The 24,187-nt window shown below is 74.4% G+C and carries 21 protein-coding genes; 13 read left to right on the forward strand and 8 right to left on the reverse strand.

Annotation, left to right across the window (positions count from 1 at the left end):
* The first annotated feature begins 81 nt into the window (after positions 1–81).
* The 4 genes from OG335_RS14615 to OG335_RS14630 all read left to right on the forward strand — a co-directional run bounded on the left by OG335_RS14615 (position 82) and on the right by OG335_RS14630 (position 3,010).
* Entirely contained in the window at positions 82–720 is a 639-nt protein-coding gene (locus OG335_RS14615; RefSeq protein WP_405011536.1) for an AIM24 family protein, read from the forward strand.
* Complete coding sequence (locus OG335_RS14620) at positions 720–1,370, forward strand: AIM24 family protein (protein WP_405011537.1); 651 nt, start codon at positions 720–722, stop codon at positions 1,368–1,370. The genes OG335_RS14615 and OG335_RS14620 overlap by 1 nt, the downstream gene beginning before the upstream one ends.
* Before the next feature lie 218 nt (positions 1,371–1,588).
* Positions 1,589–2,407: an AIM24 family protein gene (locus OG335_RS14625; RefSeq protein ID WP_405015402.1), complete on the forward strand. Its 819-nt coding sequence runs from the start codon at positions 1,589–1,591 to the stop codon at positions 2,405–2,407.
* Between the two features lie 87 nt (positions 2,408–2,494).
* Entirely contained in the window at positions 2,495–3,010 is a 516-nt protein-coding gene (locus OG335_RS14630) for a MarR family winged helix-turn-helix transcriptional regulator (protein WP_405011538.1), read from the forward strand.
* Between the two features lie 58 nt (positions 3,011–3,068).
* Here the strand turns inward: OG335_RS14630 and meaB are convergent, their stop codons facing one another.
* Positions 3,069–4,025, reverse strand: coding sequence for a methylmalonyl Co-A mutase-associated GTPase MeaB (gene meaB / locus OG335_RS14635; RefSeq protein WP_405011539.1), 957 nt, complete (start codon positions 4,023–4,025; stop codon positions 3,069–3,071).
* Positions 4,026–4,096: 71 nt separating this feature from the next.
* Positions 4,097–5,287, reverse strand: a complete 1,191-nt coding sequence (locus OG335_RS14640; protein ID WP_405011540.1) for an acetyl-CoA C-acetyltransferase — start codon at positions 5,285–5,287, stop codon at positions 4,097–4,099.
* Positions 5,288–5,590: 303 nt separating this feature from the next.
* Between OG335_RS14640 and mce the strand changes: the two genes are divergently transcribed.
* The 4 genes from mce to OG335_RS14660 all read left to right on the forward strand — a co-directional run bounded on the left by mce (position 5,591) and on the right by OG335_RS14660 (position 13,402).
* Entirely contained in the window at positions 5,591–6,022 is a 432-nt protein-coding gene (gene mce, locus OG335_RS14645) for a methylmalonyl-CoA epimerase (RefSeq protein ID WP_405011541.1), read from the forward strand.
* A gap of 539 nt (positions 6,023–6,561) precedes the next feature.
* Positions 6,562–10,923 (forward strand): hypothetical protein, encoded by a 4,362-nt coding sequence (locus OG335_RS14650; RefSeq protein WP_405015403.1) that lies wholly within the window; start codon positions 6,562–6,564, stop codon positions 10,921–10,923.
* A gap of 107 nt (positions 10,924–11,030) precedes the next feature.
* Positions 11,031–11,960 (forward strand): cellulose-binding protein, encoded by a 930-nt coding sequence (locus OG335_RS14655; RefSeq protein ID WP_405011542.1) that lies wholly within the window; start codon positions 11,031–11,033, stop codon positions 11,958–11,960.
* A 131-nt stretch (positions 11,961–12,091) separates the two neighbouring features.
* The gene (locus OG335_RS14660) at positions 12,092–13,402 is read left to right on the forward strand and encodes an esterase-like activity of phytase family protein (protein ID WP_405011543.1); all 1,311 of its coding nucleotides are present in this window, start codon (positions 12,092–12,094) and stop codon (positions 13,400–13,402) included.
* Positions 13,403–13,462: 60 nt separating this feature from the next.
* On the opposite strand, the gene OG335_RS14665 is transcribed toward OG335_RS14660, so the two are convergent.
* Positions 13,463–14,257, reverse strand: a complete 795-nt coding sequence (locus OG335_RS14665; RefSeq protein WP_405011544.1) for an alpha/beta fold hydrolase — start codon at positions 14,255–14,257, stop codon at positions 13,463–13,465.
* Between the two features lie 91 nt (positions 14,258–14,348).
* On the opposite strand from OG335_RS14665, the gene OG335_RS14670 reads away from it, so the two are divergent.
* The gene (locus OG335_RS14670; RefSeq protein WP_405011545.1) at positions 14,349–15,362 is read left to right on the forward strand and encodes an ATP-binding cassette domain-containing protein; all 1,014 of its coding nucleotides are present in this window, start codon (positions 14,349–14,351) and stop codon (positions 15,360–15,362) included.
* A gap of 2 nt (positions 15,363–15,364) precedes the next feature.
* Positions 15,365–16,129 carry an ABC transporter permease gene (locus OG335_RS14675; protein ID WP_405011546.1) on the forward strand — a complete coding sequence of 255 codons (765 nt, stop codon included), beginning with the start codon at positions 15,365–15,367 and terminating at the stop codon, positions 16,127–16,129.
* Between the two features lie 50 nt (positions 16,130–16,179).
* Here the strand turns inward: OG335_RS14675 and OG335_RS14680 are convergent, their stop codons facing one another.
* Positions 16,180–16,500 carry an ATP/GTP-binding protein gene (locus OG335_RS14680; RefSeq protein WP_405011547.1) on the reverse strand — a complete coding sequence of 107 codons (321 nt, stop codon included), beginning with the start codon at positions 16,498–16,500 and terminating at the stop codon, positions 16,180–16,182.
* A 331-nt stretch (positions 16,501–16,831) separates the two neighbouring features.
* On the opposite strand from OG335_RS14680, the gene OG335_RS14685 reads away from it, so the two are divergent.
* Positions 16,832–17,965, forward strand: coding sequence for an LLM class flavin-dependent oxidoreductase (locus tag OG335_RS14685; RefSeq protein ID WP_405015404.1), 1,134 nt, complete (start codon positions 16,832–16,834; stop codon positions 17,963–17,965).
* A gap of 58 nt (positions 17,966–18,023) precedes the next feature.
* Here OG335_RS14685 and OG335_RS14690 read toward each other — a convergent pair whose 3' ends face one another.
* Entirely contained in the window at positions 18,024–18,416 is a 393-nt protein-coding gene (locus OG335_RS14690) for an SCO5389 family protein (protein WP_405011548.1), read from the reverse strand.
* Between the two features lie 555 nt (positions 18,417–18,971).
* Here OG335_RS14690 and nucS point away from each other — a divergent pair.
* Positions 18,972–19,631, forward strand: a complete 660-nt coding sequence (gene nucS, locus OG335_RS14695; RefSeq protein ID WP_405011549.1) for an endonuclease NucS — start codon at positions 18,972–18,974, stop codon at positions 19,629–19,631.
* A gap of 66 nt (positions 19,632–19,697) precedes the next feature.
* On the opposite strand, the gene OG335_RS14700 is transcribed toward nucS, so the two are convergent.
* From OG335_RS14700 to OG335_RS14710, 3 genes are all read right to left on the reverse strand, one after another.
* The gene (locus OG335_RS14700) at positions 19,698–21,917 is read right to left on the reverse strand and encodes an ATP-binding protein (RefSeq protein WP_405011550.1); all 2,220 of its coding nucleotides are present in this window, start codon (positions 21,915–21,917) and stop codon (positions 19,698–19,700) included.
* Positions 21,918–22,100: 183 nt separating this feature from the next.
* Positions 22,101–22,472: an STAS domain-containing protein gene (locus OG335_RS14705; protein ID WP_405011551.1), complete on the reverse strand. Its 372-nt coding sequence runs from the start codon at positions 22,470–22,472 to the stop codon at positions 22,101–22,103.
* 325 nt (positions 22,473–22,797) lie between these two features.
* Positions 22,798–23,664: a 3-hydroxyacyl-CoA dehydrogenase family protein gene (locus OG335_RS14710; RefSeq protein WP_405011552.1), complete on the reverse strand. Its 867-nt coding sequence runs from the start codon at positions 23,662–23,664 to the stop codon at positions 22,798–22,800.
* Positions 23,665–23,852: 188 nt separating this feature from the next.
* Here OG335_RS14710 and OG335_RS14715 point away from each other — a divergent pair, with 188 nt between their 5' ends.
* Positions 23,853–24,167: a hypothetical protein gene (locus tag OG335_RS14715; RefSeq protein ID WP_405011553.1), complete on the forward strand. Its 315-nt coding sequence runs from the start codon at positions 23,853–23,855 to the stop codon at positions 24,165–24,167.
* Positions 24,168–24,187 lie beyond the last annotated feature (20 nt).

Consider the following 24,187-nt stretch of genomic DNA (forward strand, 5'->3'; position numbering starts at 1 on the left):
CGCGGCGTGATTTGTCCCGAGTCGGTACCAGAGGCCCGTGCCCCCTCCCGGGGGACGGGCCGGTGCCGCTACATTCGCCCGGTGGCACAGTTTCGACTTCAGGGTTCCAAGGTGCTCGCCGTCGACATGGCGGGCGACTCGGTCAAGGCCCGCAACGGCACCATGGTCGCCTACACAGGGCAGATGAATTTCAAGAAGATGTCCGGCGGCGGTGACGGCCTGCGCGGCATGGTCACGCGTCGGCTGACGGGTGAGCAGATGGAGGTCATGGAGGTGAAGGGGCAGGGCACCTGCTACTTCGCCGACCGGGCCACCGAGGTCAACCTGGTGCGGCTGAACGGCGAGACGCTCTACGTCGAGTCGGAGAACCTGCTCTGCACCGAGGCCTCGCTGAACACCGGCACGAGCTTCACCGGCCTGAACGGCATGGCGTCCGGCAACGGCCTCTTCACCACCAAGGTGGAGGGCCACGGCTGGGCCGCGCTCACGTCCAAGGGCCCGGCGATAATCCTGCGGGTCTCGCAGGGCATGCCGCTGCGGGTCGACCCGGGGGCGTACGTCGCGCACACCGGCAACCTCAACCGCAGCCTGAAGTCGGGCGCGGGCTGGACGACGATCATCGGCGAGGGCGGCGGCGAGGCCATGCAGGTGGAGTTCGCCGGCGAGGGCCTGGTGTACGTGCAGCCGTCCGAGAAGATGACCTTCGGGGGCGACGTCTGATGCCGTTCACCAAGATCAACAACAAGATGGTCGAGGCGAAGGTCATGCCCGGCCAGCGGGTCTTCAGCCAGCGCGGCTCGATGCTCGCCTACACCGGCGAGGTCAGCTTCACGCCCAACGCGATGGGCGGCCAGGGCGGCGTCATGTCGATGATCGGGCGCCGGGTGGCCAACGAGGACACCCCGCTGATGACCGTCGAGGGCCAGGGCAGCGTGATGTTCGGCCACGGCGGCCACAACATCCACGTCATCGACCTGACCGGCGACACCCTCTACGTGGAGGCCGACCGGCTGCTCGCGTTCGACGGCACGCTGCAGCAGTCGACGATGTTCATGGGCCAGCAGGGCGGCGTGATGGGCATGGTGCGCGGCCAGGTCACCGGCCAGGGCCTGTTCACCACCAAGCTCGACGGCCACGGCTCGGTCGCCGTGATGGCGCACGGCGGCGTCTTCGAGGTGCCGATCGGCCCCGGCCAGCCGGTGCACGTCGACCCGCAGGCGTACGTCGCGCACCGCGGCCAGGTGACCAACAAGCTCTCCACCGCGCTGGGCTGGCGCGACATGGTCGGCCGCGGCTCGGGCGAGGCGTTCCAGCTGGAGCTGTCCGGCCACGGAGTGGTGTACGTGCAGGCGAGCGAGGAGAAGCTCTGATGTCCTACCCGCCGCAGCCGCCCTACGGGCAGCAGCCGTACGGCCAGCCCCAGCCCGGCCAGCCCTACCAGCAGCCCGGCTACCCGCCGCCCGGGCAGCCGTACCCGCCGCAGCAGCCGGGCTACCAGCAGGCGTACCAGCCGACCCAGGCCGGCCAGCCCTACCCGCCGCAGCAGCCGGGCTACCCGGCGCCGCCGCAGGGCGCGTACGGCGCTCCGCTGCCGCAGACGCCCGGCGGCGCGGGCCCGGTCGTGCACGACGTGACGAGCCTGCCGGTCAACGACAACGTCAACCCGTACGCCTTCTCGGTGGACCTCAACGGCGCGTACTACCTGCAGAAGGGCAAGATGATCGCCTACTACGGCGAGATGCGCTTCTCGGGCATCGGCCGCGGTGCGATCGACCAGATGCTGGAGCGGAACTTCAACTCCCCGCTGCACGCCTCGGACTGGGTGGTCGCCGAGGGCCGCGGCAAGCTGCTGCTCGCCGACCGGGCCTTCGACCTGAACTCGTACGACCTGGAGAACGGCAACCTGACCGTCCGCTCCGGCAACCTGCTGGCGTTCGAGCCGACGCTGCAGCTGAAGCAGTCGATCATCCCGGGCTTCCTGACGCTGATCGGCACCGGCAAGTTCGTGGCGGCCTCCAACGGACCGGTGCACTTCGTTGAGCCGCCCATCCGGGTGGACCCCCAGGCGCTGGTCGGCTGGGCGGACTGCCCGGCGCCGTGCCACCACTACGATCACGGCTACATGCACGGGCTGATCGGCGGCCTGCGGCACCTGACCGGACTGGGCGGCGCCTCCGGCGAGGAGCACCAGTTCGAGTTCATCGGGGCCGGCCAGGTGCTCCTGCAGTCGACGGAGACGCTGATGGCGGAGCGCTCGGTGGGCGTGGTGCACGCCGAGGCCGGTGTGCCCGGCAGCGGCGTGCCGCACCAGCCGGGTGCGCACGGCGGCGGGCAGCAGCAGCTGCCGAACGTGAACATCCCCGGCCTGGGCAACCTCGGCGACCTGGGCCGACGGTTCGGCCTCTGACGACGGACGCCGGGCCCGGCCGACACGGCGGGCCCGGCGGATTCGTAAACTTGTACAACATTTAACTAGCCGGGCTATGCTGGGGTCATGGACACGCACGTCACCGACGCCCCCGCCGCGTCCTCCTCGGCCACCGCGGAGGAGACGCCCTGGCTCAGCACCCGCGAGCAGCAGTTCTGGCGCGCCCACCTCGAAGTGAGCAAGCTGCTGGAGTACCAGCTCAGCCGGGAGCTCCAGCCGCACAACCTGGCCATCAACGACTACGAGATCCTCGTCGTCCTCTCCGAGCAGCCCGAGCGCCGCATGCGGATGACCGACCTGGCCACCGCCACGCTGCAGTCCAAGAGCCGGCTCTCGCACCAGATCACCCGCATGGAGAGCGCCGGGCTGGTACTCCGCCAGGAGTGTCCGGGCGACCGCCGCGGCCTGTTCGCCCACCTCACCGACGAGGGCTGGAACACCCTGCAGCGCGTCGCCCCGGACCACGTCCGCAGCGTCCGCTCCCACTTCATCGACCGCTTCAGCCCCGACCAGCTCGACGCGCTGTACGAGGCCCTGGCCCCGGTCGCCGAACACCTGCGCACCCTGCGCGGCCGGGCCTGAGCCGGCCGCCCGGCCGATCCGGGGCCGGGCGGTCCCGGATCGGCCGGGGCCGCGCGCGTCAGCCCGCGGTGAGGTCGGCGACGAGCTGGTCCGCGGCGCCGTAGGGGTCGAGCTCGCCGGCCACGACCCGCTCGGCCAGACCCGCGAGGTGGCGGTCGCCGTGCAGGTCGCCGATCCGCGCGCGCAGCGCGGCCAGCGCGATGGCCTCGATCTCGTCCGCGGCCCGGCGGCGGCGGCGCTCCGCCAGGGCGCCGGACTCCTCCAGCCAGGCGCGGTGCTTCTCCAGCGCCTCGACCAGTTCGTCGAGGCCCTCGCCGCGGGCGGCGACCGTCCTGACGACGGGGGGCCGCCAGGCACCCGGCTCCCGTGCCCCGCCGAGGCCGAGCATGTGGTTGAGCTCGCGGACGGTCGCGTCGGCGCCGTCCCGGTCCGCCTTGTTGACGACGAAGACGTCGCCGATCTCCAGGATGCCCGCCTTCGCGGCCTGGATGCCGTCGCCCATGCCGGGGGCGAGCAGCACCACCGTGGTGTCCGCCTGCGCGGCGACCTCCACCTCGGACTGCCCGACGCCGACGGTCTCCACGAGGATCACGTCGCAGCCGGCGCCGTCCAGCACGCGCAGCGCCTGCGGGGCCGTCCAGGAGAGCCCGCCGAGGTGGCCGCGGGTGGCCATCGAGCGGATGAACACCTCCGGGTCGGTGGCGTGGTCCTGCATCCGCACCCGGTCGCCGAGCAGCGCGCCGCCGGAGAACGGCGACGACGGGTCGACGGCGAGCACCCCGACCCGCTTGCCGAGCCGGCGGTAGGCGGAGACCAGCGCCGAGGTGGAGGTCGACTTGCCGACACCGGGTGAGCCGGTGAGGCCCACGGTGTAGGCGCGGCCCGTGTACGGGGCCAGTGCGGCCATCGCCTCGCGCAGCTGCGGGGCGGCGTTCTCGACCAGCGAGATCAGCCGGGCCACGGCCCGCGGCCGGCCCGCTCGGGCCTGCTCGACCAGGGTCGCCACATCGACCATCAGAAGTGCTCCTCGATCCGGAACGGGGGCGCACACGACTCTGTGTGCGCCCCCGACGGTACGTCGACCGGTCAGCCCTGCGCGGGGACCCGGATGATCAGGGCGTCGCCCTGGCCGCCGCCACCGCACAGCGCGGCAGCACCGACACCGCCGCCGCGGCGCTGCAGCTCCAGCGCCAGGTGCAGCACCAGGCGGGCGCCGGACATGCCGATCGGGTGGCCCAGCGCGATGGCGCCGCCGTTGACGTTGACCTTCTCGTCGGTGACGCCGAGGTCCTTCATCGACTGGTGCGCGACCGCCGCGAACGCCTCGTTGATCTCGATCAGGTCGAGGTCGGCGACGGTCAGGCCCTCCTTGGCGAGGGCGTGGTCGATCGCGTTCGACGGCTGCGACTGCAGCGAGTTGTCCGGGCCGGCCACGTTGCCGTGGGCGCCGATCTCGGCGATCCAGCTCAGGCCCAGCTCCTCCGCCTTCGCCCTGCTCATCACGACCACGGCGGCGGCACCGTCGGAGATCTGCGAGGCGGAACCGGCCGTGATGGTGCCGTCCTTGGCGAACGCCGGGCGCAGCCGGCCCAGGCCCTCGGCGGTGGTGTCGGCCCGGATGCCCTCGTCCTGGCTGAACAGCACCGGCTCGCCCTTGCGCTGCGGGATCGGCACCGGCACGATCTCGGCGTCGAAGACGCCGTTCTGCTGGGCCTTGGCGGCGCGCTGGTGGGACTGCGCGGCGATGGCGTCCTGGATCTCGCGGCCGATGCCGAGCCGGGTGTTGTGCTTCTCGGTCGACTCGCCCATCGGGATGTTCTCGAAGGCGTCGGTGAGGCCGTCGTACGCCATGGCGTCGAGCATCCCGATCGCGCCGTACTTGAAGCCCTCGCGGGACTTCGGCAGCAGGTGCGGGGCGTTGGTCATGGACTCCTGGCCGCCGGCGACGACGACCTCGAACTCGCCCGCGCGGATCAGCTGGTCGGCCAGCGCGATGGCGTCCAGACCCGAGAGACAGACCTTGTTGACGGTCAGCGCGGGGACGTTCATCGGGATGCCCGCCTTCACGGCGGCCTGGCGGGCCGGGATCTGGCCGGCACCGGCCTGCAGCACCTGGCCCATGATCACGTACTGGACCTGGTCACCGGTGATGCCCGCGCGCTCCAGCGCCGCCTTGATGGCGACACCGCCGAGCTCCGCGCCGGAGAAGCCCTTGAGCGAGCCCAGGAGGCGGCCCATCGGAGTGCGTGCACCCGCGACGATCACTGAAGTAGTCATGAGACGAGCCCCTTCGCGCGTCAGGCATGAGGGTGGAGGGATGCGGCTCAATGTACTGACCCGTAACCCGTGCGTCACCGCCGCGACGGTGTGATCAGCGGCACTGGCACTCCCGAGTCAACACCGTGTCAGCGCGCACGGGGTGAATATCCTCGCACCCCGCCCCGGTGCGTCGGGTCGGGACGCGGCGCCGACCCGCCCGCCCCGGTGTGAGCAGGCTCGCACCGGCCCCTGTGGCCAACCCTCCGCCCGATGCGCTGCACTGGTGCCGTCCCCCTCCCACCCTCACCCCGGAGGCCACCCGTGCTGACCCGTATCGACCACATCGGCATCGCCTGCTTCGACCTCGACCGCACGGTCGAGTTCTACCGGTCGACCTACGGCTTCGAGGTCTTCCACAGCGAGGTCAACGAGGAGCAGGGCGTCCGCGAGGCCATGCTCCGGATCAACGAGACCGGCGACGGCGGCGCCTCCTACCTCCAGCTGCTGGAGCCCACCCGCGAGGACTCGACGGTCGCCAAGTGGCTCGCCAAGAACGGCGAGGGCGTGCACCACATCGCCTTCGGCACCGCCGACGTCGACGCCGACGCCGCGGACATCCGCTCCAAGGGCGTCCGGGTGCTCTACGACGAGCCGCGCACCGGCTCGATGGGCTCGCGGATCACCTTCCTGCACCCGAAGGACTGCGGCGGCGTCCTCACCGAACTCGTCACCTCGGCGGCCGGCGCGCACTGAGCGGGCCCGTCACCGGGTCCGGCCCGGCGTCGCGCGGAGGGGGCCGCACCGCAGGCGGCCTCCTCGGCAACCCGTCGGTAACCTCGGAAAACCCCCACTCGGCCATTCCGCTGCAAGCTGCGCACACTACAATGCCCAGGTGCGCCAGAGCTCCGGGCAGGATCCGGACCGACGGGCACCGCCGAGGCAGGACCGGACGGGCAGGAAACCGGCCGGTTCACGCCGCAGGAGAGTCCATCGGCCGGGCACGACCGAACGGTCGCAGCCCGGATCTGTCACCATTCTCCACGAGGCAGGAGTTCGCCCAGGAGTCCACCCGGACGAGGGAACGCGGTACACCCGTGCGCCCCCGGCCGACGGCCTCCGACCGCGGCACGATCCGCGGCTGCAAGGACCAGCCGGTCCGGCCCCCGGCAACAGCATCACGGGGCGCCGGTAAGGCCCGGTCGAGGACGCGACCAGGAGATGGATGGGACCGCGGAGTGCGGGGCTACGACCGCTACGAGGTTGAGGATCACCTCTCCAAGTTCGAGGCCGAGATGGATCGGACTCGCAAGGAGCGGGACAAGACCGTCGAGCATGCCGAGGACCTCGCCTACCAGGTGGAGGTGCTCAGGGCCAAGCTGCACGAGGCCCGGCGGCAGCTCGCGCAGCCGCGCGCCTTCGACTCCGTCTCCGGTCAGGCCGAGCAGCTCCTGCGGACCGCGGAGATGCAGGCCGAGGCCCTGCGCGCCGACGCCGAACGCCAGCTGCGGGAGTCGCAGGCCGCCACCCAGCGGCTGATGGCCGAGGCCGCCGAGCGCACCGCCCGGCTGGAGGCCGAACTCTCCGCCCGCCGCCGCCACCTCGACGACGAACTCGCCGAACTGCGCCGCAACGCCGAGCAGCACGTCCACGAGAACGTCAACTGGGCCGAGCAGACCCGCGCCGGCACCGAGCAGGAGGCCAAGCGCCTCCTCCAGGAGGCCCGCGCCGAGGCCGAGCGCATGATGGCCGCCGCCCGCGCCGAGGCCACCGCGCTCGCCGACCAGGCCCGTGCGCAGACCGCCGCCGACGTCGACGCCGCCCGCGGCGAGGCCCAGGCCGCCGCCGAGGCCGCCCTCCACCGCGCCCAGACCGACGCCGAACGCCTCCTGCGCGCCGCCTCCGAGCAGGCCCAGCAGGCCAACGCCCAGGCCGCGGAGCTGCGTGGCACCGCCGCCAACGCAGCCCAGCAGCAGATCGCCGAGGCCCACGCCGCCGCCGAGGACCGCCTCGGCGCCGCCCAGGCCGAGATCGCCAGCCTCAAGCGCCAGGCCCTGTACGACCAGGAGCGCGCCGAGGCCGCCCTCGCCCGTGCCCAGGCCGAGATAGAACGGCTCCGCGCCGAGGCCCACGCCGAGGCCGAGCGGTCCCGCCAGGAGGCCGCCGACCAGCTCGCCGCCGCCCGCGCCGCCGCCGAACGGCTCCACGCCGACGCCACCGCCACCGCCGAGCAGCGCGTCGCCGACGGCGAGGCCGCCAGCGAGCAGCGCTCCCTCACCGCCAAGGCCGAGATCGCCAAGATGGTGGCCGCCGCCACCCGCGAGGCCGACCTCATCAAGTCGTCCGCCGCCACCGCCAAGGCCGAGGCCGACGCCGCCCGGGCCGCCGCCTCCGAGGAGAGCGAGCGGCTGCGCGGCGCCGCCGAGTCCGTCGCCGCCGAACTGCGCGCCGACGCCGAGGCCGCCATCGCCGACCTGCGCGCCGAGGCCGAGGGCGAGGCCGCCGCGATCCGCGCCGAGGCCGAGGCCGCCGCCCAGGCGCTGCGTGCCGACGCGGAGGAGCGCGGCCGCGCCGACGGGGCCAAGGACGCCGCCGTCCACCTCGCCAAGGCCGCCCGCCAGGCCGAGGAGGTGCTCGCCCGCGCCACCCGCGACGCCGGCACCACCCGCGAGGAGGCCGCCGCCGAGGCCGACCGGCTGCGCACCGTGGCCTCCGCCGAGGCCGAGCGCCTGCGCGAGCAGGCCATGGCCGCCGTCGAGGAGGCGCAGAACGCCGCCCTCGACGACGCCGCCTCCATCCGCGAGCAGATGGAGCGGATGCACGAGGACGCCGCCCGTCTGCGCGCCGAGGCCGAGGAGCTGCGCGCCCAGGCCGCCGCCGAGGCCGACCGGGTGCGCGGCGACGCCCGCCGCCAGGCCGTCGTCCAGATCGAGGAGTCCGCGAAGAGCGCCGAGGAGCTCCTCACCCGCGCCAAGGCCGACGCCGACGAGCTGCGGGCCGGCGCCACCGCCGAGACCGAGCGGCTGCGCGCCGAGGCCAAGGAGCACGCCCTCGCCACCCAGGGCCGGGCCGAGCAGACCCTCGCCCGGGCCCGTACGGAGGCGCAGAAGCTCACCGCCACCGCACAGCAGCAGAGCCAGGAGGCGCTCGCCGCGGCCCGCGCCGCGGCCGCCGACAACCGCGCCGCCGCCGAACGCGAGACCGCGGAGCTGCGCCGCGAGGCCGCCGACCACGCCCAGCAGGTGCGCACCCAGGCCGCGGACGACGCCGCGTCCCTGCAGGCCCGCGCCGAGGAGGCCGCCGAGGCCGTCCGCGAGGCCGCCGCCACCGCCGCGCAGCAGCTGCGCGAGCGCGCCGAGGAGTCCGCGGAGGCACTCCGTACGGAGGCCGAGGACGCCGCCGAGACCGTCCGCACCGAGGCCGGTGCCCACGCGGAGACCGTCCGCACCGAGGCCGGCGAGGCCGCCGACACGCTGCGTGCCGAGACCGACACGTGGGTCGCCCGGGTCCGCACCGAGGCCGAGGCCGACGCCGCGGCCCTGCGGGAGGAGAGCCGCCGCGCCCGGGAGGCCGCCGCCGAGGGGCTGCGCCGCGAGCAGGAGGAGACGGCGGAGCAGCTGGCCGCCGCTCGCAGCGCCCGGGAGGCGGCGGAGCGGGAGGCCGCCGAGCTGACCGTGCGCACCGCCGCCGAGACCGCCGCCGTGCGGCAGGCCGCCGAGACCGAGTCGGAGCAGTTGCGCTCCGAGGCGGCGGAGATCCTGGCCGGCGCGCGCGAGCAGGCCGGGACGCTCGCCGTGGAGGCCGCCGAGGCGCTGGAGCAGGCCCGCGCCGAGGCCGAGGAGACCGTCCGGCTGGCGTGCGAGCAGGCCGACGCCCTGGCCGTGGAGGCGGCCGAGACGCTGGAGCAGGCCCGCGCCGAGGCCGAGGAGGCCGTCGGCCGGGCGCGCGAGCAGGCCGACGCCCTCGCCGCCGAGGCCGCCGAGACGCTGGAGCAGGCCCGCGCCGAGGCCGAGGACACGGTCGGCCGGGCGCGTTCCGACGCGTCCGCGCTCACCGCCGAGGCCGAGGACGAGGCCGCCGGTATCCGCCAGTCGGTGGCGGGGCTGCACGAGTCCGCCTCGCAGCAGATCGCCGAACTGCGTGCCGCCGCCGAACGGGAGACCGCCGAACTGCGTGCCGCCGCCGAACGGGAGACCGCCGAACTGCGTGCCGCCGCCGAACGCGAGACCGCCGAACTGCGCGAGCGCACCGCCGCCGAGCTGTCCGCCGAGCGCGACGCCGCCGTCGCGGAGGCCGAGCGGGTGCGCGAGGAGGCCCGGGCCTACGACGCCGCGCTGCGCGAGGACGCCGAGGCGGAGCGCCGCACGGCCGCGGAGGCCGTGGAGCGGCAGCGTGCCGAGGCCGAGGCCGAGGCCCGCCGGGTGGTCCGGGAGGCCGAGGAGCGCTCGGCCGCGTCGCTCCAGGAGGCGGAGGAGTTCTCCGCCGCCCTGAGGGCGGAGGCCGAGGAGTACGCACTGGCGACCCGGACGCTCGCGGAGGACTTCGACTCCTCGACCCGGCGCCGGGCCGAGACGTTCGAGATGGAGACCCGGGCCGCGGCCGAGACGTTCGACCGCACCACCCGGGAGCGGGCCACCTCGCTGCTGGAGAAGGCCTTCGGCGACGCCGAGCAGCTCGGCGAGGAGGCCCACACCACGGCGCTGGCGACGACCGCCGCCGCCGAGGAGCAGGCCGACGCGATGGTGGCGGCCGCCCGCAAGGAGGCCGACCGGCTCGTCGCGGCCGGCGAGGCCGCCGGCCAGGCCGAGGTGGAGCGGGCCCGCGCCGACGCGGACGCCCTGCTCTCCGAGGCCCGTCGTGACTCGACGGCGATCCGCGAGCGGGCCGAGGAGCTGCGCGAGCGCACCGACGCCGAGATCGAGGCGCTGCACGAGCGGGCCCGCAGCGAGAACGCGCAGGCCATGAAGTCGGCCGGCGAGCGGGTCGACACGCTGGTGACCGCGGCGCAGGAGCAGCTGACCGAGGCCGAGGACCAGGCGGTGGCGGCCGTCGCCGAGGCGGAGGAGCGGGCGGCGAAGCTCGTCGCGGCCGCCGAGGAGCGGGCCGCCGAACTCACCTCGGAGGCCTCGGCGGAGGCCAGCAAGGTGCGCATCGCGGCCGTCCGCAAGGCGGAGGGCCTGCTCAAGGGCGCCGAGCAGAAGCTCGCGGACTCGGCCGACCGGGCGGAGACGCTGATCGCGAAGGCCGAGGCGAAGCTCCGCGGTGCCGAGGAGGAGGCCGACGAGAAGATCGAGGCCGCCGCCGCGGAGGCGGAGAAGCGCCTGCAGCGGGCCGACGACTCGGCCGCGGAGCAGCTGCGGCTCGCCGAGGAGGAGGCCGAGCGCCTGCTGGGCGAGGCGAAGGCCGAGGCGAAGCGCGTCACCGACGAGGGCCGGCACGAGCTGGACGAGCTGGTGCGCCGCCGCAAGGACATCAACACCGAGATCTCCAGGGTGCAGGACGTGCTGTCCGCACTGGAGGCTTTCGAGGCACCGTCACCGGTGCAGCAGGCCAACGGGGGAAGTACGGCAAGGAAGGACGCGGCGCCCAGGGCGGGAGCGGGCGTGGGCGCCCAGCGGTCGGCGGGCAATCGTCCCGGGAGCCCGCCACCCGATTGAGCGGACATTGTCCGCGAAGCCTCGACATTTCGACGTTGACACTCCGATAACGTGTCAGGATTCCCTCAACCAACCCAGCGGTCTGACGACAGGAAGCCCAGAACCCCATGAGCGACAGTCACTCCCCCCACGGCTTCGACCTGGTGCGCCGTGGGTACGAGCGCGCCCAGGTCGACGAGCGGATCACCAAGCTGGTGGCCGACCGGGACAGCGCGCTGTCCCGCATCGGTGCGCTGGAGAAGCGCATCGAGGAACTGCACCTGGAGACGCAGACCGCGCAGGCCGCGGTGACGGAGTCCGAGCCGTCCTACGCCGGTCTCGGAGCCCGCGTGGAGAAGATCCTCCGCCTCGCGGAGGAGGAGGCGAAGGACCTGCGCGACGAGGCGCACCGCGCCGCCGAGCAGCACCGCGAGCTGGCCGAGGCCGCCGCGCAGCAGGTCCGTTCCGAGGCGGAGAACTACGCCAAGGACCGCAAGGCCAAGGCCGAGGACGAGGGTCTGCGGATCGTCGACAAGGCCAAGAGCGACTCCGCGCAGCTGCGTGCCGAGGCCAACAAGGACGCGCAGAACAAGCGCGAGGAGGCGGACGCCCTCTTCGAGGAGACCCGCACCAAGGCCGCGCAGGCCGCGCTGGAGTTCGAGACCAACCTGGCGAAGCGCCGCGAGCAGTCCGAGCGCGACCTGGCGGCCCGTCAGGCGAAGGCCGAGAAGCGCCTCGCCGAGATCGAGCACCGCGCCGAGCAGCTCCGTCTGGAGGCCGAGAAGCTCCGCACGGACGCCGAGCGCCGGGCCCGCCAGACGGTGGAGACCGCGCAGCGCCAGGCCGAGGACATCGTCGCCGACGCGAACGCGAAGGCCGACCGGGTGCGCAGCGAGTCCGAGCGCGAGCTGGCGGCGCTCACCAACCGCCGCGACTCGATCAACGCGCAGCTCACCAACGTGCGCGAGATGCTGGCCACGCTGACCGGTGCGGCGGTGGCCGCGGCCACCCTGCCGTCCGACGACGGCCTGGGCGTCCCGGCGCAGCAGTCGCGCTGACGCCGTACCGCTGACGCGGCATCACCCGAGCGGCCCCCGCCTCACGGCGGGGGCCGCTCGGGCGTTCACCGGACCGTCACCGGCCCTTCCGTCCGAATCCGCGCGCCGGACGGGCCGCGGGCCGCAGGCTGGTGCGCCATGCGACTCTCCCGTATCGCCCCGCTCGCTGCGGCCGTGCTGGCCCTGACCGCCCCTGCGACAGCATCTGCCGCCGGCTGCCCACCGACCTGCCGGCCCCTCGGCACGACGGCAGCTGGACGTACCGCTCCCCCGCTCCGATCGGTGCGGGGCTGGGCCTGGGCGGCTTCAGCGACCTCGTCCCGGCCGACTCCTCCGGCCGGGAGTTCTGGACGGTCACCGACCGCGGCCCGAACGCCGACGCCGCGGTGGACACCGACAAGATCTTCCTCAAGCCCGACTACACGCCGCAGATCCTCCGCATCCGGCTCGGCCGCGACGGCGGCATCGAGATCGTCCGCCGCATCCCGCTGCGCGTCCCGGCGGGACGGACCGACCCGGTCACCGGCACGCGCTTCCTGACCGGGCTGCCGCCCGCCGCGCTGACCGCCGAGCGCCCGGTCGGCCTCGCGGGCGAGGTCCTGCCCGACGACCCGTACGGGCTCGACAGCGAGGGCCTGGTGCGGCTGCACGACGGCTCGTTCTGGATCAGCAGCGAGTACGGCTCCAGCCTGCTGCACTTCTCCGCCTCCGGTGTGCTCGACACCGTGCTGGTGCCCGCCGGGTCGGCCTACACCGCGCCGGGCGTGCGGGTGCTGGCGATCCTGCCGGCCGTCGAGGCCAAGCAGAAGAACAACAAGGGCCTGGAGGGCCTGACGGTCTCCGCGGACGGCCGGACGCTGTACGCCGCGCAGCAGACGCAGCTCTCCAACCCGGACTCGAAGGCCGCGAAGAAGTCGCGGGTGCAGCGGGTCTTCCGGATCGACGTCTCGCGGAGCACCCCGAGGCTCACCGGCGAGTTCGCGTTCGCCCGCGAGGCGGACAGCGCGACGGACGGCGGCTGGTCGACCTCGGCGATCAGCTGGCTCGGCCCGGACCGGCTGCTGATCGAGGAGCGGGACGGCCTGCGGCCGACGGTCTGGACGCGGCTCTCCGAGGTCGACTTCGGCGGGGCCACCGACCTGCTCGGCAGCCGCTGGGACGACCCGGCGACCGTGCCCGCGCTGGAGCTGGACGCCTCCTCGGTGGTGCTGGGTGCGAAGCGTCCGGTGTTCGACGCCGCGGCGGCGGGTCTGACGAACGGCAAGATCGAGGGCATCTCGGTGCTGCCGGGCCGCCGGGGCACCGTCGAACTCTTCCTCGTCGGCGACGACGACTTCGGCGTGGGCGCGGTCGAGAACGGCGTGGTCGTGCCGAACGGCGCGGTGAGCCGGGTCGACCGGTACACCCTGCCGGCCGGCGCGGTCGTCCTGGACCGCCGCTGAGGCGGGGCCGGGGCGGGCGTCCTGTGCGCGCCCGCCCCGGCACGGCCCCCGGGGGCCGGGTCAGCCGCGGACGCGCTTGAGCAGCGCCCGGACGGCCGCGTTGAACGTCTCCGGGGCCTCCAGGGAGCTCAGGTGGCCGACGGCGGGGATGACGGTCAGCTCGGCGTCCGGCAGGGCCGCGGTCATCAGCCGGGCCTCGGCGAGCGGGGTGACGGTGTCCGCCTCGCCGACGATCACCGCGGCCGGCACCCGGACCCCGGCGAGCACCTCCAGCGAGTCGCCGCGGGCGGCCATCGCCCGCTGTGCCCAGGCGACGGCGGCCGGCGGCGCCTCGGCGATCATCGCGCGGACGTGGGCGACGAGGTCGGGGTCGGTGGCCGGGCCGAGCAGCCCCTCCTCGATCTTCTCCTCGGCGAGGATGCTCACGCTGCGGCGGGCCTCGACGGCGCCGGCGATGCGCTCGCGGTTGGCGCGGGCCTGCTCGGTGTCGGGGGTGGCCTTGGTGTCGGCGAGCACGAGGCCGGCGAGGCGGTCGCCGTGGCGGCGGGCGAAGGCCATCGCCGCGTAGCCGCCCATGGAGAGGCCGCCGAGGACGGCGCGCTCGATCCCGAGGCCGTCCAGCAGGCGGGCAACGTCGTCGGCGACCGCGTCGAGGGAGGGCTCGTCGTCGCCGAGCGGCGTGCTGCCGAAGCCCCGCTGGTCGGGCACGATCACGCGGGCCGCCTCGCCGGCCGGGCCGGGCAGCCTGTCCAGCTGGCAGGCCCACATCCGGGCGGAGAGCGGGAAGGCGTGCAGCAGGACGAGCGGGGTGCCGGTGCCGTTCTCGGGCGCGGCCGGCGCGTTGGGGAGGGTCATACCGCCACCGTATTGCGGCTCGCCGAGCCGGTGCAGCCATCGCGAGCATTTGTCCCCTTTGTCATAGCCTGACGGGGACGAGGGAGCGGACATGATCGAGCTGCACGAGCTGACGAAACGTTACGGCGACACCCTGGCCGTCGACCGCCTGAGCTTCCAGGTCCCCCGCGGTGTCGTCACCGGGTTCCTGGGCCCGAACGGCGCCGGCAAATCCACCACGATGCGCATGATCCTCGGCCTGGACCGGCCCACCGCCGGACAGGTCACCCTGGACGGCCGCCGGTACGGGCAGGTGAACGACCCCCTCCGCTACATCGGAGCCCTGCTGGAGGCCAAGGCCGTGCACCCGGGCCGCACCGCCCGCGACCACCTGCTGTGGATGGCGCAGAGCAACCGGCTGCCGGCCGCCCGGGTCGACGCGGTGCTGGAGATGGTCGGCCTCACCGCGGTCGCCCGCAAGCGCGCCAAGGGCTTCTCCCTCGGCATGAGCCAGCGGCTCGGCATCGCCTCCGCGCTGCTGGGCGACCCGGAGATCCTCATGTTCGACGAGCCGGTCAACGGGCTCGACCCGGAGGGCATCCTGTGGATCCGCACCCTCATGAAGGGCCTCGCCACCGAGGGCCGCACGGTCTTCGTCTCGTCGCACCTGATGAGCGAGATGGCCCTGACCGCCGATCACCTCGTCGTCATCGGCCGCGGCCGGCTCCTCGCCGACCTGCCGATGGCCGACTTCATCAAGCAGAACTCCCGCTCCGCGGTGCGCATCCGCACCCCGCAGCCCGAACTCCTGCTGGACGTCCTGCACCGGGCCGGTCTCGGCGCCGAACCGGGCCCCGACGGCGCGTACGAGGTGCCCGACGGCGACCTCGTCTTCCTCGGCGACCTCGCCACCGAGCACCGCATCACCCTGCACGAACTCAGCCCGCAGCAGGCCTCGCTGGAGGAGGCCTTCATGCAGATGACCGCGGAGTCGGTGCAGTACCACGCCGGTGCGGGCGGGCGGCCGGCCGGCCTTCCCGCCGGCCCCGCACCCGCGGTCGCGCCCGGCCCGGCCCCCGCCTGGGGCTCCGACTGGCAGGCCCGCGGCACGAAGAAGGAGAACTGAGCATGGCCGCATTCCCCGCCGTCCTGCAGTCCGAGTGGACGAAGCTCCGCACCGTCCGCTCGACGGCGTGGACGCTCGCCCCCGCCTTCGTCGCGACCGTCGGCCTCGGCGCCCTCATCACCACCCTGGCCAACAACAACTTCGACGACTTCGCCCCGGACAACTCGCCCTTCGACGCCACCGGCACGGCCTTCGCCGGCATCATCCTCGGCGAGATCGCGATGGTGGTCTTCGGGGTCCTGGCGATCGGCAACGAGTACAGCAGCGGCATGATCAGGGTGTCGCTGGCGGCCGTGCCGCAGCGCATCACGCTGCTCGCCGGAAAGGCCGTGGTGGTCTGCGCGCTGGCGCTGGCCGTGTCGCTCGTGACGGTCTTCACCGCCTTCTTCCTCGGGCAGGCCCTGCTCGGCGGCCACAGCGTCGGCATCGGCGACCCGCACGTGCTGCGCGCGGTGTTCGGCGCGGCCGGGTACCTGACGATGATCTGCCTGTTCTCGGCGGGCGTGACGGCCATGCTGCACAACCAGACGCTGGCGCTCGGCGTGCTGGTGCCGTTCTTCTTCCTGCTGTCGCCGATCCTGAGCGCCGTGCCGAAGGTGAAGTCGGTGGCGCACTACTTCCCCGACTACGCGGGCCAGCGGATGTTCCTCGTCTACCAGGAGTCCGGCCAGCCGTACGGCCCGGGCACGGGCTTCGCCGTCTGCCTGGCCTGGACGCTCGCCGCACTCGCCGGCGGCGCGCTGGTGCTCCGCGGCCGCGACGCCTGAGCGGGCCGTCCGCGCCGTCGGCGCCGCCCCGGGCGGTGCCCGGCGGCGGATCAGTACTTCGGCGCCCCGCGGCCGCGCAGCAGGCCCGCCCCGCGGCGCTCCCTGGCCCCCCAGCAGGCCCGGTGCCAGTGCCGCCGGTCCTCGACCCCCGCACCGAGGTCCGGCCAGGCGACGACGTGGCCGACGCCCGGCGGGATCTCCTGGTCGCAGCCCGGGCAGCGGTAGAACCGTCCCGGCGACCCGGCCACGGTCTGCACGACCCACTCCTCGCCCCGGTAGCTCTCGGTACGGCGCAGCGAGCCGCCGAACGGGGCCGCGGGCGGCTGCCCGCCGTCGTCGGCACTGCTGACTCGATTGCGACGGGGCGACACGACAACCACCTCTCGGCCGGGCACGGAACACCTCCAGGGTACGGGCCCGGGCGGCCGCCGGGGTGCCACTATCACGACATCGAAGGGCACTCCGGTGTTTCTCCCGAGATCCACCCGATCTCCTGGGAAATTGGTGAAACGACGTGCCGTTGGCACATGACATCGGCTACTCACAAGGTGAGACAGCGGAGTTCGCAGCCACTGCGCACTCCCGAGGAGGCCCCCGATGACCCAGACCACCCAGCGCCCCGCCGACGGACCGGCCGGCACCGCCGCCGCGCCCGAAACCGTACCCGCGGCCGGCGGCGGCCATCCCGCGGACACCGACCGGATCCGGGTCGGGGCGTTCCTGCTCTCGGCGCAGTTCCCCGGGCAGGGCCACGGCGAGGTGCTGCAGCGCACGGTCGACGCGGCGGTCGCCGCGGAGCGGGCCGGACTGGACGCGGTCTGGCTCGCCGAGCACCACTTCGTGCCGTACGGCGTCTGCCCGGACGCGGCGACCCTCGCCGCGATGCTCCTCGGGCGCACCCGGCGGATCGGGATCGGCACCGCGGTCAGCGTGCTGTCGACGGTGCACCCGGTGGCGCTCGGCGAGCGGGCGGCGCTGCTGCACCTCACCTCGGGCGGGCGGTTCACCCTCGGGGTGGGCCGTGGCGGGCCGTGGATCGACCTGGACGTCTTCGGCACCGGCGTGGCCGCGTTCGAGTCGGGCTTCCCGGAGCGGCTCGACCTGCTGCTGCGGTGGCTGCGCGGCTCCAGAGTGGGCGCGGACGGCCCGCAGTTCAGCTTCCCGGAGGTCGCGGTGGTGCCCCGCGCGAGCGAGCCGGCCCGGCTGCCGGACCTCGCCGACTGGCTGGGGCTGGGGGTCGAGGACCGCGAGGGCGGGCCGCTGCGGCACTTCCCGCGGCAGCGGCAGGAGGTCGGCGCCCTCCCCGCGGCCGGCCCGCCGGTGGTCGTCGCGTGCACCTCGCCGGGCGGCGTCCGCACGGCCGCCGAGCGCGGTCTGCCGATGCTCCTCGGCATGCACTCCGGCGACGACGACAAGCAGCAGATGCTCGCCGCCTACCGGGACGCCTGGCGGGCCTGCGGGCGCGGCGAGGAGCAGCTGGCCGCGGTCGAGCGGGAGCACGTCGCGGCGGGCGTGGCCCAGGTCGACGACCGGACGTCCGCGGCCCGCGCCAGTCTGCTCCGGGCGATGCCCGGCTGGTTCGAGTACGGGCTCGGCGCGCACCGCACCGTCGACGGCCGCGAGCGCCGGATGCGCGACCCGCACGCGTACACCGAACTCCTCTGCGACCTGCACGCGGTGGGCACGCCGCAGCAGTGCGCGGACCGGCTGCTCGCCACCGCCGAGCGGACCGGCATCCGCCGGTTCGCCCTGCTCGCGGAGGGCTCCGGCGACCGGGCGGCGACCCTGGACAACATCGCCCGGCTCGGCCGGGAGGTCCTCCCCCGGCTGGGCTGACGCCCGCACGCCGCGGGGCCGCCCGGCACCGGAGTGCCGGACGGCCCCGCGGACGGCCTCAGCAGTCCCGCAGCTCGGGAGACTGGTTGAGCAGCTGCGCGCGGACGGACGTGAAGCGCCTGTACCGCTCCCCGTTCTTCTCGGACGGTGCGAACACCGCCACCCGGTGGCAGTTCTGGAACGCCAGCTGCACCCCGAAGTGCCGCTGCAGGGCCCCCCGGATCGCGTCGCTGGCCATCGCGCGGAGGAGCTGACCGCGGGCCTGCTCACTCGGCGGCGGGACGTGGTTGTCGGCGAAGTCGGTGCCGTCGACCTTGGTCTGGGCAACCAGCGAGCTGATCAGCTCCCAGGCGTACGGGAGGGAGGTGCGGACGCAGTCGACGAACTCCCTCTCGTCGACCTCGCCTCTCTCGGCCATCTCGAGCAGGGCCGGTGAGACGTCGAGCGACATGGGTTCTCCTCTCGCGGTCCACCACGGCGCGGCCCGCCGGGGTGGTCGTGCGTTGGTGCCGGTGGTGCGTGGTGCGGACAGGACGCGTCCGCGGACTCCTGGCGCGGGCGACCGACCTGACGGCCGGTCGGCTCGGCAGTGGACCGGGGCGCACCCGGGGCGCCCTGTCCTGGACTCCGCGGGTGCGTCGACAGCATGGGCGGGTGGCGCTCGGGCGCACGACCGGCACCCGGGCAGGCGTCGACGCCGGAACACGTGGTCGCGCAGGGCGACGGACGCTCACACCAGAGTGACAGGCGATTGCTCAGTGCGACGGCAGAATCCGTCGAATATCATCAGGTTCGGCCCCGACCGACCCAGATTGGCCGGATCGTGTCGGAGTGTTCGTCCCGCGTCCTCGCCCCCGTCGGGCGGCTACCGGCCGCCGTGGGCAGGCGGAGTTCGCGTGCACGGCGTGTGACCGCGCGAACACCATGGTTCGCCGTTCGCGCGGATTCTTCACCCCGTCGTCGCGGAATCGCATCAACTGGCCCCGGTGGGCTAGCGTGGTCGACCGTGCGTCTCGTAATTGCCCGCTGCTCGGTCGACTATGCCGGTCGGCTCTCCGCCCATCTCCCGTCCGCCACCCGGCTCATCCTGGTGAAGGCCGACGGGAGCGTCAGCATCCATGCCGACGACCGCGCCTACAAGCCGCTCAACTGGATGTCGCCGCCCTGCACGCTCAAGGAGGCGGGCGACACCTGGACGGTCGTCAACAAGGCCGGTGAGAAGCTGATCATCTCCCTGGAGGAGGTGCTGCACGACTCCTCGCACGAGCTCGGGGTCGATCCCGGTCTCGTGAAGGACGGCGTGGAGGCCCACCTCCAGGAACTGCTCGCCGACCGCATGGAGGTGCTCGGCAGCGGCTGGTCGCTGATCCGCCGCGAGTACCCGACGGCGATCGGCCCCGTCGACATCCTGTGCCGCGACTCCGACGGCACGACGATCGCCGTCGAGATCAAGCGACGCGGCGAGATCGACGGCGTCGAGCAGCTCACCCGCTACCTCGAACTCCTCAACCGCGACCCGCTGCTGGCCCCGGTCAGGGGCGTGTTCGCGGCCCAGGAGATCAAGCCCCAGGCCCGCGTCCTCGCCACCGACCGCGGCATCGGCTGCGTCGTGCTCGACTACGACGAGCTGCGCGGCATCGACGGCGACAAGCTGAAGCTCTTCTGACCCCTGCTCCGGCCCGGGCACCACGGCGGTGACCCGGGCGGGGCGGTGCCCGCCCGGACCGCCTGCCTACGGCGAGACCGAGTCGCTGGGGCTCGGGCTCGCCGAAGAGCTTTCCGTGGGGGTCGGGCTGCTGCTCGACGGCGGCGCCGAAGACGAACCGGGCTTGGTCGAACTGGACGTCGTGCCGGTCGGCGGGGTGGTCCGCGTCGTCGCCGTGCTGCCCGGCTTCGTCGGGGTGGGCTTCTTCGTCCCCGTGGCGCCCGGCTCGGGCGGGGCCTCGCCGGTGGCCGTACCGGTCGCCGTGCCGGTCGGGCTCGCGGCCGGGCTGTCGGACGGCGCGGACGGGTCGGCGGACGTGGTGGCCACGGGAAGGGTGCCGGCACCGTCGCCGCCGGTGGTCGACCCGGAGTCGGCCGAGCTGCTGCCGGGCCCGATGGTGCCGGGGCCGGCCGGATCCCCGCCGCCCACGGTGAGGCCCACCGCGGTGCCGAGCACGCCGAGGGCGACCACGGCCGCCGCCGCGGCGATCACCGTGCGCCGGGTGTCGCCGCTCCTGCGGATGCTGCGGAACCGCTGCGGAACCCGCGCGATGACCCGGATGACGGGCCGTCGGCCGACCGGGGGCAGCTCCTGCTCGCCCGCGGTCAGCTGCCGCGTGCCGGCCTGGAGGAGGTCGAGCATCCGGCGCCCGGCGGCGCCGGTCCGCGGGTCGCCGAACGCGGCCCGCAGCGCGACCGCCGACTCCAGCTCGGCCAGCGCCCGCTGGTCGGCCCCGGTGCACAGCGCCAGCACGCCGAGCTCGTGGTGGAACCACGCCTCCTCGACGGCCGCCCGCAGGACCCTCGCGGCCTCCAGGCCGAGCTTGAGGACCCGCTCCCAGGCGCCCCAGCGCAGGGACAGCGCCAGCGCCGGGGCGGCCGCCCTGGCGAGCCGCAGGACGGCCTCCGGGCGGCCCGCCTCGCGGTCGGCGACGAGCGCGCCGACGACGACCTCGGCCTCGGCGGCGATCTGCTCGGTCGTCACGGACGCGTGCCCGACCCACCAGGAGAAGTGCTCGGCGGCGCCGTACGCGACCGTGCCGAGGTCGAAGCGGGGGGCGAGCATCTCGGTGGCGCCGGTGGTGAGCCGGTGGTGGCCGCCGATGGACACCGCCAGCCCGACGTCGACGAGTTCGCGCAGCGCGCTCTCGCCGAGGCCGACGTCGATGAGCGCCGGGAGGTGCGGGGCGGTGGGGCACTCGCCGCCGAAGGCGAGGGACAGCCGCAGGACGGCCTGGGCCGGCTCGCTGAGCCCCTCCGCCAGCCGGACGGCGGGTGCGGCGCTCTCCGCCACGGTCGGCAGCGGCACGGTCCGGCGGAGTTCGCCCTCCAGCACCGCCGGGTCGTCCGGCTCCGCTATCTCCTTGACGAGGCCGAACACGTGGTGCCGGTCCTCCTGTGCGGCGACGAGCGTGTCGACCGCGAGGTCGCGCTGGCGCAGCAGCGCGGCGGCCTGGACGAAGCGCAGCGGCAGCCCCTCGGACTCGAACCAGAGGTCGACGGCCCAGGCCCGTTCGGAGTCGTCGAGCTGACGACCCGCCAGGCGGCCGACGAGGGAGAGGCAGGCGCTGCGGGAGAGGCCGGCGACGAGGTGGTCCTCCAGCCGGGCGCCGGGCGGCATGGCGGGGCTGCCGGGCGGGGCGCTGACCAGGAAGGCGCATTCCGGTGCGGCGGCGAGAAGTTCGTCGAGTTCGCGGTCGTCGACGTCGAGGTCGTCGATGACGACGACGGCACCGACCCGGGCGAGCAGGCCGGCGAGGGTCCGCGGGTCCGGCCGGAAGCCGGGCGCGTGGTGGGTGGCGGCGAAGAGGTCCTGCTGGAGGTCCGGGCCGGTGCGGTGGTGCCCGCTGAGGCGGACCACGCCGTCCGGGGCGATGCCGTCGGCGGCGTCGGCGACCGCCGCCAGCAGCGTGCTGCGGCCGGATCCGGCCTGGCCGACGAGGCGGACGGACCGGCCCTCGGCGAGCAGGGCGAGGACCTGGGAGACGTCCTCCGCCCGGTCGAGCAGCGGGAGGTCCTCGGGGGCGCCGCCGAGGGCGAGCGGGCCGACGGCCGGGCTGGGGCCGAGTTCGGGGCGGTCCTGGCGGCGGCCCCGGATGCGGCGCGGTTCGGGGCGCCAGCCGTCCGGGCAGGGGCGCGCCTCCGAGCCGTCCGGGCCTCCGATGGCCAGCAGGAGGTCGCCGGAGACGACCTCGCCGGTGCGGGGGCGCACGCCTTCCTGCGCGAAGTCACCGGTCGGCTGTCCCACGTTGTGCTCCACCCAGGGTCCGGCCGCCCGGCGAGAGCCGGCGGCGCTGTGGAATGGCCGCGCACCGGGGCCGTCGGGCCCGCGCAGCCGTGCTTCTGAGCGCAGACTTTTCCACACTCGTGAGCCGGAGCACAGACCGGTACCCCGAAGTGACGCCGCGGGGGGGCGGGGACGGCGGTGCCGTCAGAGGGTGGGCAAGGCCAGCGGGCCGGTCGGCAGGGCCCCCAGGGCGGGGAGGGTGGTGCCGTACGCGTCGGGGACGGTGCCCTCGACGGCGAGGATGCGGTGCAGCCGGGTGGCGACCAGCAGGCGCTGAAGCTGGGCGGGCACGTTGCGCAGGACGAGCCTGCGGCCGATGCGGCCGGCGCGGCGGTGGGTGCCCATGATGACGCCGAGACCGGTGGCGTCCCAGAACTCCAGCCGGCCGAGGTCGAGCACGAGGTCGCCCTGACCGCCGTCGACGGCCGAGTGCAGGAGGGCCCGGGCGTCGGCGGCGCTGCGGACGTCGAGCCGGCCCTCGATGGCCAGACCGGTGTGGTCGCCGGTGATGCGCACGCTCTCCTCCTCCGCTCGCCGTTCGGGTGGTCCGGGGCCCTGGCCGGCCGGGGCGTGGTGCTCCGCGCGCCGGTGCCGTGCCGGTGTCCCCCTCATCTGACGGTCAACCAACTCCGCAGGTTTCTCCCCTTCGGCGGAGTCTCCGGAACTTCACCCGTCCGAGGGAATATACGCAGGAACTCCCCATACCTACGCTCGATTACCGCCCAAATCACCCGTCCGCGGCAGCATCGTGAGCAAACTCACCCGCACGGGTGCGCCCCTGTGAGGGGCGGGTCACACGGCGGGCCGTACGCCGGTCGGCGCACAGCCCGCAGCGGGTCCGTCAGGCCTCGTACGGGTAGAAGCCGCGGCCGCTCTTGCGGCCGAGATCGCCCGCGGTGACCATGCGCGCCATGATCTCCGGCGGGGCGAACTTCTCGTCCTGGGTCTCGGTGTAGATGTTCCGCGCGGCGTGCAGCAGGATGTCGACGCCCGTGAGGTCGGCGGTCTGCAGCGGGCCCATCGGGTGGCCGAAGCCGAGGCGGCAGGCGGTGTCGATGTCCTCCGCGCTGGCCACGCCCGACTCGTAGAGCTTCGCGGCCTCGACGACGAGCGCCGTGATCAGGCGGGTCGTGATGAAGCCGGCGACGTCCCGGTTGACGACGACGACCTCCTTGCCGACGCCCTCGGCGAAGGCGCGGGCCGCGGCCAGCGTCGCGTCGGAGGTCTTGTAGCCGCGCACGAGCTCGACGAGGCGCATCAGCGGCACCGGGGAGAAGAAGTGCACGCCGACGACGCTCTCGGGGCGCCCGGTGGCGGCCGCGATCCGGGTGATCGGGATGGCGGAGGTGTTGGACGCCAGCACCGCGCCCTCCTTCGCGACCTTGTCGAGCTCGCGGAAGACGCCTTCCTTGACGTCGAGCTGCTCGAAGACCGCCTCGACGACGATGTCGGCGTCGGCGACCGCCCCGAGGTCGGTGGTGGTGGTGATCAGCCCGAGGGCCGCCTCGGCCTCGTCCGCGGTCATCCGGCCCTTGCCGACGAACTTCGCGTACGACGCCCGGATGCCGTCCAGGCCGCGCTGCAGCGCGGCCTCGGTGACGTCCCGCAGCACCACCGGGTACCCGGCCTGCGCGGACACCTGGGCGATGCCGGCGCCCATCAGGCCCGCGCCGATCACGGCGATCCGCTGGGTGGGTGCGTTGCTCATGGCTGGTCTCCCGAGTCCTGGTCCTGGCCCTCCGCCGGCCTGGGGCTCGGGGCGCTCGCTGGGGGCGGCCACGGGCAGGGGTCACCCGCCGGAGCCGCGCCGCTCACGGCCCGGACTCTAATGCCCGCGGGCGCTCCGTGGTGAGAATGGGATGTGTGATCTGTACCCGAGCTGAGGGGTTGCGGGCGATGACCGGGGTGCATCCGCTGGTGGGCCTGGTGGTGGGCCTGGCGCTCGTCGGCGTGCTCGTGCTGCTGCTGCGCCGGACGTACGGGCGCGGCCGGTCGCCGGTGCCCGGACGGCCCAGCGCGGGCAACCCGGACGAGTACGGTCTGCTGGTCAGCGTCGCCGCCCCGCCGGACGCCGCCGAGGCCTCCCGGATGTCCGCCCTGCTGACCGTCGAGGGCGTGCGGAACACCCTGGTCGACACCAGCGCGGGGCCGCGGCTGATGGTGTGGCCGGACGACTCGGCCAGGGCCCGCCGGGTGCTGGACCGCCGCTGACGGCCCGCCTGCGCGCACCC

It is taken from the genome of Kitasatospora sp. NBC_01539, assembly GCF_045040525.1.
Lineage (GTDB): Bacteria > Actinomycetota > Actinomycetes > Streptomycetales > Streptomycetaceae > Kitasatospora.